General features: G+C 67.8%; 15 protein-coding genes and 2 pseudogenes. 8 read left to right on the forward strand and 9 right to left on the reverse strand.

The window, feature by feature from the left end; translation table 11 throughout:
• The first annotated feature begins 6 nt into the window (after positions 1-6).
• The 5 genes and pseudogenes from ACQ858_RS07310 to ACQ858_RS07330 all read left to right on the forward strand — a co-directional run bounded on the left by ACQ858_RS07310 (position 7) and on the right by ACQ858_RS07330 (position 6,630).
• Positions 7-1,368, forward strand: a complete 1,362-nt coding sequence (locus ACQ858_RS07310) for an MFS transporter (RefSeq protein ID WP_431276073.1) — start codon at positions 7-9, stop codon at positions 1,366-1,368.
• 131 nt (positions 1,369-1,499) lie between these two features.
• Positions 1,500-3,142: pseudogene (locus ACQ858_RS07315) on the forward strand (3-(methylthio)propionyl-CoA ligase).
• A complete protein-coding gene (locus tag ACQ858_RS07320) occupies positions 3,139-4,143 on the forward strand; it encodes a YeiH family protein (RefSeq protein ID WP_431276074.1) in 1,005 nt (334 codons plus the stop codon). Before ACQ858_RS07315 ends, ACQ858_RS07320 begins: the two are co-directional and overlap by 4 nt.
• 126 nt (positions 4,144-4,269) lie before the next feature.
• Positions 4,270-5,265, forward strand: a complete 996-nt coding sequence (locus ACQ858_RS07325; protein ID WP_431276075.1) for a Bug family tripartite tricarboxylate transporter substrate binding protein — start codon at positions 4,270-4,272, stop codon at positions 5,263-5,265.
• A gap of 78 nt (positions 5,266-5,343) precedes the next feature.
• Complete coding sequence (locus ACQ858_RS07330; RefSeq protein WP_431276076.1) at positions 5,344-6,630, forward strand: cupin-like domain-containing protein; 1,287 nt, start codon at positions 5,344-5,346, stop codon at positions 6,628-6,630.
• 25 nt (positions 6,631-6,655) lie between these two features.
• Here ACQ858_RS07330 and ACQ858_RS07335 read toward each other — a convergent pair whose 3' ends face one another.
• Positions 6,656-7,315, reverse strand: coding sequence for a hypothetical protein (locus ACQ858_RS07335; protein ID WP_431276077.1), 660 nt, complete (start codon positions 7,313-7,315; stop codon positions 6,656-6,658).
• Positions 7,316-7,503: 188 nt separating this feature from the next.
• Here ACQ858_RS07335 and ACQ858_RS07340 point away from each other — a divergent pair, with 188 nt between their 5' ends.
• Both ACQ858_RS07340 and ACQ858_RS07345 read left to right on the forward strand, forming a co-directional pair.
• Positions 7,504-7,785, forward strand: a complete 282-nt coding sequence (locus ACQ858_RS07340) for a type II toxin-antitoxin system prevent-host-death family antitoxin (RefSeq protein WP_431276078.1) — start codon at positions 7,504-7,506, stop codon at positions 7,783-7,785.
• A complete protein-coding gene (locus tag ACQ858_RS07345) occupies positions 7,782-8,210 on the forward strand; it encodes a type II toxin-antitoxin system VapC family toxin (protein WP_431276811.1) in 429 nt (142 codons plus the stop codon). The genes ACQ858_RS07340 and ACQ858_RS07345 overlap by 4 nt, the downstream gene beginning before the upstream one ends.
• A 4-nt stretch (positions 8,211-8,214) precedes the next feature.
• Here ACQ858_RS07345 and ACQ858_RS07350 read toward each other — a convergent pair whose 3' ends face one another.
• The 8 genes and pseudogenes from ACQ858_RS07350 to ACQ858_RS07385 all read right to left on the reverse strand — a co-directional run.
• On the reverse strand, positions 8,215-9,042 hold the full coding sequence (locus tag ACQ858_RS07350) for an alpha/beta fold hydrolase (RefSeq protein ID WP_431276079.1): 828 nt from the start codon (positions 9,040-9,042) through the stop codon (positions 8,215-8,217).
• Positions 9,039-10,709 (reverse strand): alpha/beta fold hydrolase, encoded by a 1,671-nt coding sequence (locus tag ACQ858_RS07355; RefSeq protein WP_431276080.1) that lies wholly within the window; start codon positions 10,707-10,709, stop codon positions 9,039-9,041. The genes ACQ858_RS07350 and ACQ858_RS07355 overlap by 4 nt, the downstream gene beginning before the upstream one ends.
• Complete coding sequence (locus tag ACQ858_RS07360; protein ID WP_431276081.1) at positions 10,706-11,176, reverse strand: MaoC family dehydratase; 471 nt, start codon at positions 11,174-11,176, stop codon at positions 10,706-10,708. The genes ACQ858_RS07355 and ACQ858_RS07360 overlap by 4 nt, the downstream gene beginning before the upstream one ends.
• 28 nt (positions 11,177-11,204) lie before the next feature.
• Entirely contained in the window at positions 11,205-13,652 is a 2,448-nt protein-coding gene (locus tag ACQ858_RS07365; RefSeq protein WP_431276082.1) for an efflux RND transporter permease subunit, read from the reverse strand.
• A gap of 23 nt (positions 13,653-13,675) precedes the next feature.
• A complete protein-coding gene (locus ACQ858_RS07370; protein ID WP_431276083.1) occupies positions 13,676-14,662 on the reverse strand; it encodes a WD40/YVTN/BNR-like repeat-containing protein in 987 nt (328 codons plus the stop codon).
• A gap of 141 nt (positions 14,663-14,803) precedes the next feature.
• Entirely contained in the window at positions 14,804-16,159 is a 1,356-nt protein-coding gene (locus ACQ858_RS07375; RefSeq protein ID WP_431276084.1) for a DUF1329 domain-containing protein, read from the reverse strand.
• Between the two features lie 35 nt (positions 16,160-16,194).
• Positions 16,195-16,959 carry a DUF1302 family protein gene (locus ACQ858_RS07380; protein ID WP_431276085.1) on the reverse strand — a complete coding sequence of 255 codons (765 nt, stop codon included), beginning with the start codon at positions 16,957-16,959 and terminating at the stop codon, positions 16,195-16,197.
• Positions 16,960-17,053: 94 nt separating this feature from the next.
• Positions 17,054-17,893, reverse strand: a pseudogene (locus tag ACQ858_RS07385) (DUF1302 domain-containing protein); the annotation flags it as partial.
• 233 nt (positions 17,894-18,126) lie between these two features.
• Here ACQ858_RS07385 and ACQ858_RS07390 point away from each other — a divergent pair.
• A complete protein-coding gene (locus ACQ858_RS07390; RefSeq protein ID WP_431276086.1) occupies positions 18,127-18,918 on the forward strand; it encodes a hypothetical protein in 792 nt (263 codons plus the stop codon).
• Positions 18,919-18,960 lie beyond the last annotated feature (42 nt).

Consider the following 18,960-nt stretch of genomic DNA (forward strand, 5'->3'; position numbering starts at 1 on the left):
ATCGCCATGGACATGCATGCCCTCGACGCGAAGCAAGGGTCCGACAGCTACCTGTTCGGCCCGCGCCAGGCGTGGTTCGCCTTCGCGATGACGCTCGGCCTGATGATGGTCGACTACATCGACCGCCAGGTGATCGTTTCGCTCTTTCCGCATCTGAAGGAGGCCTGGGGCCTTTCGGACAAGCAACTCGGCGCACTGGTGTCGGCGGTGTCGGTCACGGTCGCCGTGGGCGGCATCCCGATCGCGCTGGTCGCCGACCGCTTCAGCCGCGTGAAGAGCATCGTCGCGATGGCGACGCTCTGGAGCCTGGCCGCGATCTCCTGCATGTTCACGCGCAACTTCGGCCAGCTGCTGGCCGCGCGCGCGGCGGTGGGCCTCGGCGAAGCGGGCTACGGCTCGGTCGGCGCGGCGCTCATCGCGAGCCACTTTCCGGCGCGTATGCGCGGTGCGCTGATGGCGGCCTTCTTCTCCGCCGCGTCGATCGGCTCGGTGCTGGGCGTGATGCTCGGCGGCGTCATCGCCGCGCGCTGGGGCTGGCAGGCCGCGTTCGGCGTGGTCGGTGTGCCGGGGCTGGTCCTCGCGCTGCTCTACATCAAGGTGCGCGACTACCGCACCGTCGAACTCACGCCGCGCATCGAGCGGGCCACGCGTTCGACGCAAGGCACGGCGCGCGCCATCGTCAAGCGGCTGATGCGTTCGAAGACGCTGCTGTGGGTCTGCATCGCCGCACCGGCGCAGCTGATCCTCGTGTCGGCCATCTGGGCCTGGCTCCCGAGCTTCCTCAACCGTGTGCACGGCATGACGCCCGAGCAGGCCGCGATCAAGGCCGCGCTGGTGGTGCTGTGCGGCGCGCTGGGCAGCGTGGTCTGGGGTGCGGTCGCCGATCGCGCCGGCAAGAGGCGTCCGGCGGCCAAGCTGCAGGTGACGGCTGTCGTCTGCATCGCCTCGGCGGCGGTGCTCGCGCTGGGCTTCGGTGCCGAGCATGTCGGGCTGGTCCTGTCGAAGCAGGCGCAGTTCGCGCTACTGGCGCTCGGCGGCTTCCTGATGACCTGCTCGGTGGGCGTCGTCGCGGCCGTCGTCATCGACGTGATCCATCCCGGCATCCGTGCCACCGGCGCTTCGGTGCTCTCGCTGTTCCAGAACCTGCTCGGCTTGGCCATGGGTCCGCTGGTTGCGGGCTTCCTGTCGGACGCCTGGTCGCTCGAACACGCGCTGATCGCGATGCCTGTCTTCGGTCTGCTGGCTGCTGGCGCCTTCATGCGTGCCTCGCGCAGCTACGGTGCCGACCTGCAGCGCGCCTGCGAAACCGAAGTCGAAGTCGAAGCCGAATCCGCCCCCAAAGGCGCCCCTCACAGCGTGCCCGCTTGAAATGGGGCTCGCCCCCAGGCTCGCGCACTTCGTGTCGCTCTCCACCCCCTGCCGGGGGCAACCCCAGCGGCCCGGCAAAGCCGGTTCCGCAGGGTTCCCCGCCCAATCAAACTGAATTTACGGACCCCACCATGAACGGATTGATGATGGATCAGCCCCTGCTGATCTCCAGCCTTCTCACCCACGCCGAGCGCCATCACGGCGAACAGCAGATCGTGTCGCGCCGCGTCGAAGGCGACGTGCATCGCTACACCTACCGCGACATGGGCCAGCGTGCACGCCGGCTTGCCAACGCACTCGCAGCCCGCGGCATCGAGCAGGGCGACCGCGTCGCCACGCTGGCCTGGAACGGCTATCGCCACATGGAGCTGTACTACGCGGTCTCCGGCTCCGGCGCGGTGCTGCACACGCTCAACCCGCGCCTGCATCCCGACCAGGTGGTGTGGATCGCCGACCACGCCGAAGACGAGATCCTCTTCTTCGACCTGACCTTCCTGCCGCTGATCGAGGCGATCGCCTCGCGCGTCTCGACCATCAAGGCCTTCGTCGTGATGACCGACCGCGCGCACATGCCGGCGTCGTCGAAGGTGCCGAACCTGCTGTGCTACGAAGACCTGATCGACGACCACACGCCTGACTTCAAATGGCCGGTGTTCGACGAGAAGGCTGCCTCGTCCCTCTGCTACACCTCGGGCACCACGGGCAACCCCAAGGGCGCGCTCTACAGCCATCGCTCGACGATGCTGCACACCTACGCCGCCGCGCTGCCCGATGCGCTCAATTGCTCGGCCAAGGACGTGATCCTGCCGGTGGTGCCGATGTTCCACGTCAACGCCTGGGGCCTGCCGTACATCGCGTGCATGGTCGGCGCCAAGCTGGTGTTCCCCGGCCCGTGGCTCGACGGCAAGTCGCTGCACGACCTGTTCGAAGCCGAAGGCGTGACCGTCTCGGCCGGCGTGCCCACCGTGTGGCAGGGACTGCTCGCGCATGTCGAGAGCAACGGGCTCGAATTCAGCACCATGCGCCGCACGATCATCGGCGGCTCGGCCTGCCCGCCGGCGATGATGCGCGCCTTCCAGGAGCGCTACGACGTGCAGGTGCTGCACGCCTGGGGCATGACCGAGCTGAGCCCGGTCGGCACCGTGTGCACGCTCAAGCCTTGCCATCAGAAGCTGGATGCGGCCGAGCGCCTCGCGATCCAGTCGAAGCAGGGCCGCTCGGTCTTCGGCATCGACATGAAGATCGTCGGCGAGGACGGCGCCGAGCTGCCCCATGACGGCCAGACCGCCGGCGAGCTGATGGTGCGCGGCGCCTGGGTGATCTCGAACTACTTCAAGGGCGAGGGCGCGGGCCCGCTGGCGGGTGGCTGGTTCCCGACCGGCGACGTCTCGACCATCGATGCCGACGGCTTCATGCAGATCACCGACCGCAGCAAGGACGTGATCAAGTCGGGGGCGAGTGGATCGGCTCCATCGACCTCGAGAACATCGCGATGGCGCATCCTGCCGTCGAGATGGCAGCCTGCATCGCCGCGCGCCACCCCAAGTGGGACGAGCGTCCGCTGCTGATCGTGGTGAAGAAGTCCGGGCAGGAGCTGACGCGCGAAGAGCTGATCCACTTCTACGACGGCCGCATCGCCAAGTGGTGGACGCCGGATGACGTGGTTTTCGTCGACCGCATTCCGCTCGGCGCGACCGGCAAGGTGCAGAAGAACCTGCTGCGCGATGTGCACGGCGACCATCTGCTGGCCAACCTGGGGATGAGGTTCGCATGACCAGCCTTTCCATCGCGGCGTGGCCTGCACGCAGCCGCACGCTGTTCCCGGGCGTGCTCGCATGCGCGGTGGTGGCCGCCGCGTCGACCTTCCTGTCGCAGCACTACGGTGCGCCGGTGATGCTGTTCGCGCTGATCCTCGGCATGGCGATGAACTTTCTCTCGGCCGAAGGCGCATGCAAGCCCGGCATCGAGTTCACGGCGCGGCAGGTGCTGCGCTGGGGCGTCGCGCTGCTGGGCCTGCGCATCACGGCCGCACAGGTCGTGGCGCTGGGCTGGCATCCGGTGGTGCTCGTGCTGATCTCGGTGGTGGTGACCATCGGCGTGTCGATGCTGGTCGCGAAGCTCATGGGCTTCAACACGCTATTTGGCCTCTTGAGCGGCGGCGCGACCGCCATCTGCGGCGCATCGGCCGCGCTCGCACTGGCTGCGGCGCTGCCGTCGCATCCGCAGAAGGAGAAGGCGACGCTGTTCACCGTGGTCGGTGTCTCGGCGCTCTCGACCTTCGCGATGATCGCCTACCCGATGATCGCGCGCGCCGTGGGCCTGGGCGACCATGGATCGGGCGTGTTCCTCGGCGCAACCATCCACGACGTGGCGCAGGTGGTGGGCGCGGGCTACAGCATGTCGAAGGAAACCGGCGACATCGCCACCGTCGTCAAGCTGATGCGCGTGGCGATGCTGCTGCCGGTGATCGTCTTCGCCGTGATGTGCGCACGGGCCAGCGGCATGCAGACGGGTGGCGCGCGTCCGCCGCTGCTGCCCTGGTTTGCGGTCGCCTTCGCGGTGATGGTGGCGGTCAACAGCACCGGCTGGCTGCCGTCGGCCCTCACCGAACTGGGCAGCGACTTTTCGCGCTGGTTCCTCGTGGCGGCCATTGCCGGCATCGGCATGAAGACGCAATTGCGCGACCTCGCCACCGTGGGTCTCAAGCCCGTCGCACTGATGTTGGGCGAGACCGTATTTCTGGCCATACTGGCACTTGCGCTCCTGCGCTGGTGAAATGAGCCTCACCCCCAGCCTCGCCCACTTCGTGTGGCTCGGGCACCCCTGTCCGGGGGCAACTCCAGCGGCCCGGCAAAGCCGGTTCCGCGGAGTTCCCGGTTTGAATACTGAAGGAGACAAAACATGAACCCGAATCACCTGCGGCGGAAGATGATCCAGGCCGCCTGCCTTTCGTGCCTTGGCGTTGCAAGCCTCGCGACGCACGCCGAGCAGGCCGCCAAATGGCCCGAGAAGGTGGTGCACATCATCGTGGCCGGACCGGCCGGCGGCACCGCCGACATCGTCGCGCGCCTCCTGGGCGATCAACTCACGAAGGACACGGGCCAGCCCGTGGTGGTCGACGCGAAGCCCGGTGCGGGCGGTGCGTTGGCGGTCAACGAGCTCTCGATGGCGCCGCATGACGGTTACACGCTGCTGGTCGGCGTCAGCTCCCTCGTGAGCGAGATCCCGCACATCGTCAAGTTGCGCAACGACATGTCCAAGGAGATCCGCCCCGTGGCCGAGCTCGGGCGCGGCGGCCTCGTGATGGTTGGTGCGCCTTCGGTTCCCGCGAAGAACTTCGCCGAGGTGGTGAGCTGGGTGAAGGCCAATCCCGGCAAGGTGAGCTACGCCTCGTACAGCCCGGGCACCGTGTCGCACGTCATCGGCCTGCAGCTCAACAAGGCGGCCGGCATCGACATGACGCATGTGGGTTACAAGGGATCGACGCCCGCGCTCACCGACGTAATGGGCGGCCACGTGCCGCTGATGTTCGATGGCATGGCGACCTCGCTGCCGATGATCAAGGCCGGAAAGATCAAGGCCTTCGCGGTCAGCACGCCCAAGCGCTCGCCGCTGCTGCCCGATGTGCCGACCTTCGCGGAACTCGGCTATCCGCAGCTCGAGACGGTTTCGTGGATGGGCCTGTGGACCAAGCCCGACGTCCCTGCCGCCGTGCAGGCGAGCGTGCGCGAGGCGGCGCTCAAGGCCATCTCGCAACCGGCCGTGCGCGCGCGCCTGCTCGATGCGGGCCTCGAAGCCGGCACCGGGCGCACGCCCGACGAGCTGGTGACATCGCTGAACAGTGACTACAAGCGGGTGGGCGAGGTGTTGAAGTCGATCGACTTCAAGCCCGAGTGAGCCTTCGGTTCTTGCTGCCGGGTCCAGAATTAACGGGCTTGGCGCCCCTGTGCCATGGCGCAACCCGTTGGAGAAGGAATGACCACGAACGCCATCGAACGAAACCAGAGCGCCCAGCTGGGCGCCTCCCTCTACCTCCTGCACGTGCTGCTGGAGGAGGCGGAGCGCAGGCAGGGCGGTTTTGTCCGCGCAACGATCGAGCATGTTCTCAAGGATCATTCAGGCATTCCCGAGGATGTTCCGGACAAGCACTTCGTCGATGCCGTGTTCTCGGAGATCCTGGACATGCTCCGGCGTGCGGACCCGGCTAGTGCCTTGCCGGCGATGCCGCCCGCCCCGCGGCCCCGGACCACGGCCGCCGCCGAGCCCTCACGCGACTGGCTGCAATGGATCGCGGAGAGCCGGCTCAGGGAGTGCACGCCAGCATCCATGCTGGAAACCATGAAGGCGGCCGGCCTCGATGCGGCGCAGGCCGAGGCCGCGATCGCGGCGATGGAGAACGAACCGGCCTTCCTTGCGGCCCGTCGCATGCAGCAGCTTCAGCACAAGCTCGAATCGGTCACCGGCAACCTGCAGAAGCTGTGGGCGTCCGCACCGCACTACGACATCGTCGAGAAGCGCACCTCGCCGTCGCGCGATGAGTTCATCGAGCGCTACGTCCGAGGATGCCGTCCCGTGGTGCTGACGGACGTCGCCCGCGACTGGCCGGCGATGAAGCGCTGGTCGCCCGAGGACCTCAAGCAACGCTTCGGGCGGTTCGACGTGGAGATCCAGGACGGCCGCGACGCGGATCCCAACTACGAGGAAAACAAGCTGGCGCACCGCCGTGTCGTGCCGCTCGGCCCCTTCGTGGATCGCGTGCTCGCGGGCGGCCCGACCAACGACTACTATCTCACCGCCAACAACGAGGCCTTGCGCAGCGAGGCGTTCTCCCCGCTCCTGGCCGACATCGGAAGCCTGCCGCCGGCGTGCGACCGGTCGCAGCTGGCCGATCGGTCGTCCTTCTGGTTCGGCCCTGCGGGCACGAAGACGCCCCTGCACCACGACACGATCATGCTGTTCCACACGCAGGTGGTCGGACGCAAGCGGTGGCGTCTCATCTCGCCGCTGGAGACGCCCAAGCTCTACAACTTCAACAACGTCTTCAGTCCGGTCGACATCGACGACCCGGACCTGAGCCGCTACCCGCTCTTCAAGGAAGTGACCATCCTCGATGTGGTCGTCGAGCCCGGGGAGACCATGTTCCTGCCGCTCGCCTGGTGGCACCAGGTGGTGTCGCTCGACCTGAGCATGTCCCTGTCGTATTCGAACCTGGACGTGCCCAACGACTTCTCCTTCCGGAACCCGGACATCCGCAACTGGTAGGTCCGGTGGGTGTGACGGTCGCCGTTCACCGATCAAGGGCGACGTCCATCGGCTCCGGCGTGCAGTTTCCGAACTCGCATCGCAACGCGGTGCGTTGGCCATCCGCGCACACGACGCTGTGGCGCTCGAAGCCGGGGCCCTTGCTTTCGAGCACCGCCCGTGCCGGGCCGTGGCAGACATTCGCCCTGGCGTAGCTCTCGGCCACATAGGTGTCCCGTCCGGTCCGGACGGCCTTCGCATCCGCGGCCACCGGCGGCGACACGTAGGCGACGGTCACGTGGGGATCGAGATTGCGGTAACCCTTGCGGGCCATGCAGTTGACCAGCGTCTTCTGCTGAAGCGGCGCATCGGCAGGCCGGGGCCTGGTCTCGTCGTTCAGGCCCGACGCGATGCCCGAAACCAGCGCCATCCCGACGAAGCCGAAGGGCACGACGATGCCGACGCCGAGGGCCACTGCATCGCTCACATCGTTGCTGCCCTGGCCTTTGACCGGCAGCACGCGCACGTTCGAAGCCATGGTGCGGCAGGCGGCGACGTCGGCCGTGAGGATGTCGGGATCCACACCCTTCATGTCGACCATGGGCACATACGACACACCCGAGCCGGTGCCCGGGGTCGTGGGTGCTTGCGTGGCGCAACCGCAAATCAGCGCCGTCGCACAGATGGACGCCAGGTTTCTGCCCATGGAAGCCCTCCTGCAAGGAGAGTGGAGCGGGGCGGAATTTGAGCACACGTTCGGCTGCTTGGGAACCGTCTGGTGTTCCGTCCACGGTGCTACCCGATTCCGCGCTTGCGGGTAGAAGCCAATTGTCATAACATGTCAGACAATCGGCGCGCAAGTTGCGCCACTCCGATTGAACCAAGGGAGAAGCCATGACACGTCTCATCACCAGCCGTGAATTCGCGCGCGACCTCAAGAGCGCGAAGCAGGCGGCAACCAACGGGCCAGTGCTCATTACGACGCGAGGCAAACCGGAATTTGCCTTGCTGACGTATCACGACTTTGAAGAACTCAGTCGCGACAGGCAACCGGTGCGGTCGCTCTGGCAGGCCATGTCTGAGCTGCCTTCAACGGACGACATCAAGTTCGAGCCGAGACGGCTGAACCTCAGGCTGCAGACGCCTGATCTCGATGACGAGGAGGGCGAGCACTGATGTATGTGCTCGACACCAACGTGCTGTCGGAACTGCGCGCCGGAAAATCGCGCATTGAACCCGCGGTCATCCATTGGGCGCAATCGGTGCCGCTCAATCAGACCTATCTTTCGGCGATCACGATTCTCGAGGTCGAACTCGGCATCCGGCAACTGGAGCGACGCAAGCCGCCGCAAGGCTCCGTCTTGCGGACTTGGTTCAACGGCATTCCCGCGGCATTCGAAGGTCGCATCCTTCCTTTCACCACCGAAATCGCCATGCGCTGCGCAGCGTTGCACGTGCCCGATCCAGCACCCGAACGCGACGCGATGATTGCAGCCACTGCGATGACGCACGGCATGACTCTTGTCACGCGCAACGTGGCTGATTTCGTGCGCACTGGCGTGGTCCTGCTCAATCCCTGGGAGCCCGGCGCGACAAGGTAGCGCTTCACGCTACGCCCGCGTGCTGGTCCATGAACGCCTCCACCCGCCGCGCCGTCTGGGCCGCGCGGGTGAGCACGAAGAGGTGCCCGCAATCGACCGTCTCCAGCGTGGCCCGGCGCAGGCCGGACGCGAGGATGCGGCCGTTGATCGGCGGCACGATCGGGTCGTCCTCGCCCATCAGCACCAGTGCGGGCGCTTCGATGCGGTTCAGGCGCGGCCAGCTCGTCCAGCCGGCGGTGGCGAGCAACTGGTAGAGATAGCCGTGTCGGCTCGGGCTTCGCATCGATTCGGCGTGCAGTTGCAGCAATTCCGATTCGAGCCGAAGTTCGCCGCCATAGAGATCGCCGCCGATCTGCATCAGGTACGCCGGGTCGGTGTAGCGTCGCGGGCTCAGCATTTTCAGCAGCACATTGAGCCGGCCGGGCACCATGACGATACCGGCGCAGGTGGCCGCGAGCGTGAGCGTCTGGCAGCGGCGCCGATGGTTGATCGCGAACTCCTGTGCGATCGCGCCGCCCCACGAGACGCCGAACACGTGCGCATCCCTCGCGTCGAGTTGCGCCAGCAGGTCCGCGCCGAGCTGCGCGACGTCCCGCGGGCGGTAGGGCAGCAAGGGCGCGGGCGATTCGCCGACGCCGGGTGCGTCGAAGGTGACGACCCGCGTGCGGGTGAATTGCGCCATGAAGGGCGCCATCGTTTCCACGCTGGCGCCGATGCCGTTGAACAGCAGCAGGGTGCGTTCCGCCCGCGGTTCGCCGCCGACGGCGACGCGCAGGCGCTGGGCTCCGATGCGGACCGGGAAGGTCGCGAGAGGCTTGCTTCCTCGACTCATCCGGCCGCCGCCGCTTCGGTGGACGCGAGCACGTAGGCGCCCGGTGCATCGCCGAGCGGCGGATGCTTGCGCGAGCCTTCGCGCGCCGGCGCGCGTCGCTGTGCGTCGGAGCGCTCCGCAAGCCAGTTCGCGAGATGCGGCCACCAACTGCCGTCGTGGGTCCGGGCACCGGCCTCGAAGCTCTGCGGCGAATCGTGCGCACCGCTGTTCGTCATGAACGAAGCCTTCTTGCCGCCCGGCGGCGTGACGATCGATTGCACGTGCCCGCTACCGGTCAGCACGAATTCGCTGCGGCCGCCCAGCATGCGGCGCGTCTGGTAGCAGCCGTCCCACGGCGTGATGTGATCGGTGCGTCCGGCGACGATGTAGCTGTCGCATGCGACATCCGCGAGCGACAGCGGCAGTTCCCCGATCGAGAGCCCGCCGTCGTGCGCGAGCGCGTTGGTCTCCAGCAGCGCGATGAAGTCGGCGTGCAGTTGCGCGGGCAGGCGCGTGGTGTCGGAGTTCCAGTAGAGGATGTCGAAGGCCGGCGGCTTCTCGCCCATCAGGTAGTTGTTGACCCAGTAGTTCCACACCAGCTCGTTCGGCCGCAGCCAGGCGAAGACCTTGGCGAGGTCCTTGCCTTGCAGCACCCCGGCGTTGCCGCTCGCGGTGCGCGCGAGCTCGAGCGTCTCCAGGTGCGCGAAGAGGCCCATTGAGCTGTCGGCGATGCCGCGCACGTCGAGCAGCGAGACGAGCAGGGTCAGGCTGCGCGCCCAGTCGCTGCCCCTGGCCTGCAGATAGGCCAGCAACGCCGCCGAGGTGATGCCGCCCGAGCAGGCGCCGAGCACGTGCATCTGCGGCGAGCGCGAGATCTCGCGCACCGCCTGCATCGCGTCTTCGAGCGCGAGCACGTAGTCCTGCAGGCCCCATTCCGATTGCTCCGGGCCCGGATCGAACCAGCTCACGACGAAGACCTGGAAGCCTTGCTGCACCAGGTGCTCGATCAGGCTGCGGCCGGGCGCGAGGTCCCAGATGTAGTACTTGTTGATCTGCGGCGGCACGATGAAGAGCGGGGTGCCGTGCACCGTCTTCGTCTGCGCCTTGTATTCGATCAGCTCCAGCATCGCATGGCGGTGCACCACTGCGCCGGGCGTGACCGCGAGGTTGCGGCCGACGCCGAACTGCGATCCATCGACCATCGCGGGCAGGCCGCCGTTGTGGCGCCAGTCGGCGGCGAGCTGCTTCACCCCTTCGAGCAGGTTGCTCCCGCCGGTTTCGAGGGTGCGGCGGATCGCGGCGGGATTGCCCACGAGCGTATTGGTGGGCGCAAGCGTATCGGTGACCATGCGCAGTGCCATGCGCGCGCGTGCTTCGTCGCGTGGCGAGAGATCGAGCTCGCCGGCCAGCCGGTGCACCTCGTCCGCGAGCGCGAGGTGGCCTTGCATGAGCGCGCGGTACACCGGGTTGCGGGTCCACGTCGGATCGTCGAAGCGGCGGTCGCCCGCGGCGGGCTCGATCTGCGAGAGGCCGGTGCCTGCCTCGATCAGCGCGCTTCCGGAACGGTACAGGCTGTGGATCGTCTCGAAAGGCCGGCGACAGACGGCGGCCGCCAGCGAGATGAAGGAATCGGCGATTCGCGTGCCGTCGCGCGGCAGGTCGGGGCGGATGCGTGCGCGTTCGTTCATGCGACCACCATTGCGAGCGATTCGGCCGCCATCACCGGACGCCAGGTGTCGCCGCCGGCATAGGCCGTGTTCTTGCAGCGCACGAGCCATTGACCGGGCTGCTTCTCGGTGACTTCCGTCAGCTCGACGTGCAGGCGGACATAGCTGCCGCTCGGCACCGGCGAGAGAAAGCGCACGCGGTCGAAGCCGTAGTTCAGCACGCCCTTGGCGTCGCCGGGGTACACGCCGAGCTCGAAATGCGCACAGGGGATCAGCGACAGCACCAGCAGCCCGTGCGCGATGGTCTGGCCGAAGGGGCTTTGCGTGCGGGCGCGTTCGGTGTCGACGTGAATCCACTGGTCGTCGCCGGTGCATCCGGCAAAGCGGTCGATGCGCCGCTGGTCGAGCAAGGTCGGGGTCGAGGCGCCGAAGTCGTGACCGAGGTGGTCCTTCAGCGTGGCGATGCTGTAGTTCTTGAGGGGTGTCATTCTTTTGTGGAGACAAATCGCAGGGAGCTCAAGCGGCGTTCGGCGCAGCCGCGACCGTGGCCTGCGACACCGGCTCGCTCGCGCGGGGACGCAGCAGGAAGTGCGACAGAGCCGGGATCAGCAGCACCGCGCCGACCATGTTCCAGATGAACATGAAGGCGAGCAGGATGCCCATGTCGGCCTGGAACTTGATGGGCGACAGCGCCCAGGTCAGCACGCCGGCCGCCAGCGTGACGCCGACCAGCGCGACCACCTTGCCGGTGAAGCGCAGAGCCCGCCCGTAGGCTTCGCCGAGCGTCGCACCGCGGCGCTGTTCGGCGAGCTGCACGCTCAGCAGATAGAGCGCGTAGTCCACGCCGATGCCCACGCCGAGTGCGATCACCGGCAGGGTCGCGACCTTGACGCCGATGCCCAGGCACACCATGAGCGCTTCGCACATCACCGAGGTGATGATGAGCGGCACCACGGCCACCACCACCGCGCGCCAGCTGCGGAAGGTGACGAAGCACAGCGCGATCACGGCGGCGTAGACCAGCACGAGCATCTCGTTCCATGCCTTGTGCACCACGATGTTGGTCGCGGCTTCGATGCCCGCGCCGCCGGCGGCGAGCAGGAATTGGCGGTCGTCGTTGCTGTGCGCATCGGCGAAGGCGGCGCTGGCGGCGACCACGCGGTCGAGCGTCTCGGCGCGGTGGTCGGAGAGGTAGGCGATCACCGGCATCACCGAGCAATCGGTGTTGAAGAGCTCCGGGTTGTTCACGCTGGCCTGCTGCGCGCCGTAGTTCAGCACGTCCTGGTTGCGTGCGATGGTGAGCCACTTGGGGCTGCCCTCGTTGCTGCCGGCGGTGATCTGCCGCACCGCGTTGGCGAGCGACACCGTGGTCTGCACGCCCGGCACCTGCTGCAGCGCCCAGGCCAGACGGTCGGCCTCGATGAGCGTCCCGTATTGCAGGCAGCCTTCCTTCGCGGTCTTCACGATCACCGCGAAGGTGTCGCTCGACAGCGAGTAGTTCGCCGTGACGTAGGCGTTGTCGCGGTTGTAGCGCGACTGCGGACGCAGCTCCGGCGCACCCGGGTCCAGGTCGCCGATCTTCAGGTGCGTGCTGGCCGCGAAGCCGATCGCGAGCAGCGCGGCCGCCGCGCCGATGGTGCGCACCGCCCACTTGCGCTCCGTGAAGTGGCCGAGCCATCCATTGAGGCGCGAGGTGCCGGCGTTGTTGTCGGCACGCAGGCTGCGCGCGGCGGCGGCCGGGCTCACGCCGACGTACGACAGCAACACGGGAAGCAGGATCAGGTTGGTGAAGATCAGCACGCCCACGCCGATGCTGGCGGTGAGCGCGAGGTCCTTGATGACCGGGATGTCGATCACCATCAGCACCGCGAAGCCCACCACGTCGGCCACCAGCGCGGTGAGGCCGGCGAGGAAGAGGCGTCGGAAGGTGAAGCGGGCGGCGATCAGCCGGTGCTCGCCGCGGCCGATGTCCTGCATGATGCCGTTCATCTTCTGCGCCCCGTGCGACACGCCGATCGCGAACACGAGGAAGGGCACGAGGATGGAGTAGGGGTCGAGCTCGAAGCCCAGCCCCGCCACCAGCCCGAGCTGCCAGACCACGGCCACGAGCGAGCACGCGATCACGAGCGCGGTGCTGCGCAGGCACCGGGTGTAGAGGAAGATGATCGCGGCCGCGACCAGTGCCGCGATGGCGAAGTACAGCGCCACCTGGTGCAGGCCGTCGATGAGGTCGCCGACCAGCTTGGCGAAGCCGACCGTGTGCACGCGCATGCCGGTGGGCTTGCCGCTGGCGTCCTGCTCGTAGCTCGCGGCCAGCTTGTCCAGCGTGTGCGAGAGCGCGCGGTAGTCGATGCGCTGGCCGGTGGTCGGGTCCTTGTCGAGCAGGGGCACGATGATCATGCTCGACTTGAAGTCGTTGCCGACCAGGCTGCCGCCGAGGCCCGCGCGTGCGATGTTGGCGCGCAGCTGCTCGATGGCGCGCGGCGAGCCGTCGTAGTTGTCGGGCATCACCGGGCCGCCGCGGAAGCCTTCCTCGGTCACTTCGGTCCAGCGCACGCCGGGGGCCCAGAGCGACTTCATCCAGGCGCGGTCCACGCCGGGGGTGAGGAAGAGTTCGTCCTGCAGGCGCTTGAGTGCGTCGAGGTACTTGGGCTGGTAGATGTCGCCTTCGGTGTTCTCGACCACGATGCGCAGCGAGTTGCCCAGGCCGCGCAGGTCCGCGCGGTGCTCCAGGTAGTTCTGGATGTACGGGTGGCTGCGCGGGATCATCTTCTCGAAGCTGGCGTTCAGGCCCAGCTTGGTCCAGGCCAGGAAGCCCAGTGCGATCGTGATCAACGCGCAGGCGATGATGATCGCGAGCCGGTTGTTGAACACCAGCCGCTCCAGCCGGGGGCCGGAACGCAGGTCGAAGGATTCGAGCGAAATTGGCGCGGCGTCCTGCGCGCGCGTAGCAGGGGTGTGCATGTCAGGTCTCCGGCTGCCCGGGGTCAGGGCAGCTGTAGGGACTGGGCGCCGCGCGGTCCGGCGACGACCAAGGTTCCAGTGGCCGCGACGGCGACGGCGGCCGCGGGCAATGCGCCGGCAACGGGCACCGGCTTGAAGCTCGCGCCGTCATCGCGGCTCGCGAGGATGTGGCCGGCCTGGCTCACGATGAGGAGGCGGCCGTCGCTGTCGCGCGTGCTCGCCGTCAGGCCGACCTGCAGGCCCGTGGGGACCTGCTGCCATTGCCGTCCGCCATCGGTGCTGCGCAGCACGGTGCCGCGCAGGCCGTGGGCGACGATGGTCTGTCCGCTGCCGGTCACTCCGAACAGCGTGCCCTTGTAGGGAAGCTCCAGCGCGCGGAACTGCGTGTCGCCCGGCGCGAGCTTGAGCAGCAGCCCTTGCTCGCCGGCGATGTAGACGTCGGGGCCGATGCCGCGCACCGCGTAGAGGTGCTGGGCTTTCGGGTTCTCGACGAGGTTCTGGATCGGCTCCCAGTGCGCGCCGCCGTCGGCGGTGCGGAACACGAGGCCGAAGGCGCCGACGATGTAGCCGTTGTCCGCATCGCGGAACCAGACATCGAGGAACGGGTTCTCCGCGCCTTGCTCGCCGAGGCGGCGGCCGTCGAGCTGGGTGGTCCAGCTTTGGCCGCCGTCCTTGGTCCGCAGTACCACGCCGTCATGGCCTACAGCCCAGCCGTCGGTGGCGGTCGGGAAACTCACGGCGACGAGGTCCGAGCTCACCGGCACCTCGGCCCGGCGCCGGGTCTTGCCGGCGTCGTCGGAGTAGACGATATGGCCGCGCTGCCCGACCGCGACGATGCGGTCGCCGGCCCGCGCCAGCCCGTTGAGCAGGGCGCGCGATGCCAGGGCGCTGCGGGCGGCCGGCGTGTCGAGCACATCGCGCCAGCCCTTGTCGGCCGCCGCCTGCGCTCCCCACGCGGCGGCGCAGGCGAGGGCCAAGGCTGCGGCCCGGGTGATCGTTTTCGGGTTCATGTAGGTGCTCCGTGAAGGTCCGCGTTGCCCGCAGCTGGCCAAGACCAGAAATCCCGCGGAACCGGCTTGGCCGGGCCGCTGGGATTGCCCCCTGCAAGGGGGTGCAGAGCCACACGAAGTGGGCGAGGCTGGGGGTGAGCCTTATCGGATTCCGGCGCCAGCCAGGGAATCGGCCGTCCACTCGCGGTCGGGCAGCGCCTTCGTCTGGCGCATGCCGCCGGTCTCGGCGATGTAGCCGGTCAGCGAGTAGACGCGCGAGACGAAGTCGTAGTGACCGAACATGTCGGTGTACGGGGCCGGCAGGTCGTAGCTCGGCGCCATGTAGGCGAAGCCGGCGCGGTAGAGCTGGCCGCGTGCGTCGTAGTTGTCCGACGCCAGTGCCGCCCACGAGTCCTCGTCGAGGTAGAAGGTGCGCTTGCTGTAGACGTGGCGCTTGCCTTCACGCAGCGTGGCATCGACTACCCACACGCGGTGCAGTTCCCAGCGGATCGCATCGGGGTTCAGGTGGTTGGGCTTGAGCAGGTCGTCCTGCTTGGTCCCGTAGACCGCGGCATAGTCGTTGTAGGGCACGAACATCTCCTTCTTGCCGACGAGCTTGAAGTCGAAGCGGTCCATCGAGCCGTTGAAGATGAAGGTGTCGTCGAACGTCGTCGCGCCGGCGGTGCCGGGGTTCGGCGTGTCGAAGGCGAGATCGGGGGCGACCTTCACGCGGCGCTGTCCGGGCAGGTAGCTCCAGGCGCGGCGATCCTTGTTGCCGACGTCCAGCGGGTCCACGATCATCAGTGCCTCGCCGGCACGGCGGGCCGGACCGGTATAGGTCAGCTTGATGCGCCAGTAGGTGTCGGCATCGGCCTTGGCGGTGTCCCAGAAAGGGAAGTCCTGCACGCTCACGCCTTCGGTGGCGAGTGCCGGGCGGCCGCTGGCATCGACGTTGATGTTGCGGTACTTGGATTCATACGACTGGCCGTTGAAGCGCACGAGGTGGTTCCACATCGCCTCGTAGCCGGTCTTCGGAATCGGGAACGGGAAGCCCGCATGCACGCCCTCGATCGAGCGGCCGTCGTTCGTGGTCTTGGCATTGACCGCGCTCTTGGCGGTGTTGTCGATCACGAACTTCGGGAAGGCCACGGTGCGGTGTGTCGGGTAGACGTCGACACGGAAGCTCGGGTAGGTCTTCAGCAGCGTCTTCGTGCCTTCGGTCAGCTTGTCGGCGTACTCGCCCATGTTCTTGGCGTCGATGACCAGGCGCGGCTTCTCGCTCGCGAAGGGGTCGGGGCGGATGCCGTCGCCGGCCTTGAACTCGGCCGGGGCCTTGGTCAGGCCGCCGGTGTAGGCGGGGATGGTGCCGTCCTTGTTGCCGGCCTTCTCGGCGCCGATCGGGGTCAGCGTGGTGCCGAGCGCCTTCGCTTCGTCGGGGCTCACCGCGGCATGCGCGAGGATGCCCGCCTGCGCCGCGACGAATCCGGCGATGACGATGCGCTTGAGTGGGAACTTCATGTCTTGTCTCCTTGGGTGTGTGCTCTAGAAGGGCTCTAGAAGGTGGTCTTGAAAGTCAGGCTCACGAAGCCGCGGTCCTTCAACAGCGTGGTGAACCCGTTCTGGCTCGTTACCGCGGTGCCGTTGGTACTGCGGTAGTGGCCGAGGTAGTCGATGTATTTCAGGTCGAAGCGGTACTTCTGGCGGACATCGACACCCAGGCCAACGCTGTAGTTGCCGTTGCCCTGGTTGCCGCCGAAGACCGTGGGTGCGTTGCCGCTCAGGCCCACCGCATAGGTGATGGGCGCGGAGAGGTCGATGCCGGGCCACACCTGGAACCAGGTGGGCGTGAACGACATGCCGGAGCCGAAGTAGTTCTTGGTCGTGCAGCCGTCCCATTTGTCCTTGCCGACGCAGGGCGCGAAGCCTTCGGCGTAGAAGAGGTTGGCGCCGCTGGTCACCTTGGCCCACTGCGCCCACGTCAATTCGACGGCCCAGGTGGCGGTGTCGAACAGGGCGGTCTTGGGGATCACGCCGACGGCGTTGACGAGGCCGTGGTAGGTGTCGCCGCGCGGGCCCTTGGTGTTGCCCTCCGTGGGCAGGCCCGGGGCGATGCCGAGCACGGTGCTGTTCAGCGGCGTGTTGTGGCGGTAGGAGAGTTCGCTGCCGAAGCTGATGCCCGCGATGTTCTTCGCGAGGCTCACGCCGTACATGTCGATGTTGTCGGCGTAGATCAGGTTGTAGCGGCTGATGTTGCGGCCGACTTGCGTGAGGAAGGTCTGCGGCAGCTTGTCGGCGTAGTTGCGCCAGTAGAAGCCCATCGTGCCGTCGAGCCATTCGGGGCTCCAGCGCGCGGCCGAGGCCGCCTTCGCCGTGCTGCTTGGGTTCGGACGGGTTGCCGCGCTGGGCGAAGCCGAGCTGGCTCGAGAGGAACTGGCGGTCCGGTCCGTTGAAGGCGAAGTCCACCGGGCCGAGGTAGGTGCCGCCCTCAGGGTAGCGGAAGGAATCCCACTCCAGCATGTACTGGCCCGCGAGCGACAGGTCCTGCGTGAGCTGCGCCTGCGCCGAGAGCTGGTTCAGCGGACGGAAGAGTTCCTTGGCTTCCACGCCCGGCGTGGCAAACCCCTTCTGCAGGTCGAGCGGGTTCTGCGCGTAGGCGATGCCGTTCAGGTTGCCGCCCAGAAAGAGGGACTCGCCCCAGTACAGCGAATGTCGGCCCAGCTTGGCGTTGACGGGCACGCTGCCAATGTCGGCGCCGCCGAACACGAACGCATCGAGCCATTCGCCCGAAGGTCCGCGGTAGTAGCGATTGATGTAGTCGCTGTATTGGTGGTTGACGTAGCTGGGGATCTGGCTCAGCGGCGGCAGCGGATTGGAGTGGCTGGTCGACCCGTAGGCGCTGTCGGCCCAGCCGGCTGCGCTCACGCGTGCGCCGAAGCGCTTCTGGTAGGTGATGTCGAACTCGCTCAGCAGGTCGAGGCGGTTGGCCACCGTCTGGCCGCGGTCGAAGCTGTAGGTGCCTTCGTCGGAGACGGCGGAGTTGCCGATCTTGGGATCGCGGCTCTCGACCCGGTTCGCGTAGTTGTAGCGGACCGTGTTGTCCCAGCGGATCTCGACGTCGGGGTTGCCCGTGTCGATCTCGAACGCCCGCGCGTTCGACGACAAGGTGACGAGCAGGGCCGCGAACGCGGTCGCGGCGAGCCGGAAGGACGGACGGGCTGCGAAGAAGTCCGTCTGGGTGTTGAGCTGAGGCACGAGTCTCTTCTTTCTTGGTGGCGCTGTGTGGGGGTGTGCTCCCCGCCTGCGGGCAGCCGGGAACAGGGTGGAATTCTGGGAGGGGGTGCGTCCGGCGCCCCTCCTTGGCGGAGGGGGCGGGGGCGGGGGAAGGCCCCGGGTGGACGGGAAAGGAGGGGGTGAATCGCGCGGTCAGCGGTCGCTCAGGAAGCGCGCACTGATCGCATCGACGCGCGTTTCGCTAATCTTGCGCAATGACCGACTTCACCACCCAGGGCGCCGCCGCCGGCATGCCGATCAGTCCACCGCCACCCGACGCCCTCGCGCTCGGGCGCCAGCATGCGCGGCGCCTGCGCGAGGTCTACCGCTCCGCCGGCTGGCCCTGCTGCGATGCCATCGAGGTGGACCTGCTGGCCGCCGGGTTGCTGGAGCGCGTCCGCTCCGCCCACGGCCACGAGACCTTGCGTGTGACCGACGCCGGCATCGCGCACATCGCGACCTCGCTGGTGGTCAACCGCGCCGTCCTGTCGCGCCACGAGGCGCTGGTGGAGCGCGTCGCGCGGGAGATGACGCGCGCAGGCCGGGTCGCCCGGCGTGGCCTGACCCTGCGCGCGCAACTGCCGCCCGCCACCGAGGGTGAGAGGGCGCGCTGGTGCATCGCGCGGCCCGACGTCTTCTCGATCCGCAACACCAGCGTGGAGGCCTACGCACAGCCGGTCGTCCACGAGGTCAAGGTCAACCGCTCCGACCTGCTGAGCGATCTGCGCAAGCCCGACAAGCGCGCGGCCTACCTCGACCTCGGCGGCGAGTGCTGGTACGTGCTCGGCTGCGACGCACGCGGCCGGCCCATTGGCGAGCCGGACGAGATCCCGGCGGAATGCGGCGTGATGATCGCAGAGGGCGACCGGCTCGTCGTGGCCCGCTCGGCCGTGCACCGTGCGCAGCCGCGCATGCCGTTCGCGATCTGGATGGCGCTCGCCAAGGCGCAGCCCGTGGCCGGGTTCGACGACGAGCTGCAGGACCTGTTGCCGGGCCAGGAGGGCTGAGGGGCGCCGGGCCACTGGCCGAAAGGCATAGGCAGTTGCAAG

The organism is Variovorax ureilyticus (genome assembly GCF_050632185.1).
Taxonomy (GTDB): Bacteria; Pseudomonadota; Gammaproteobacteria; order Burkholderiales; family Burkholderiaceae_C; genus Variovorax; species Variovorax ureilyticus_A.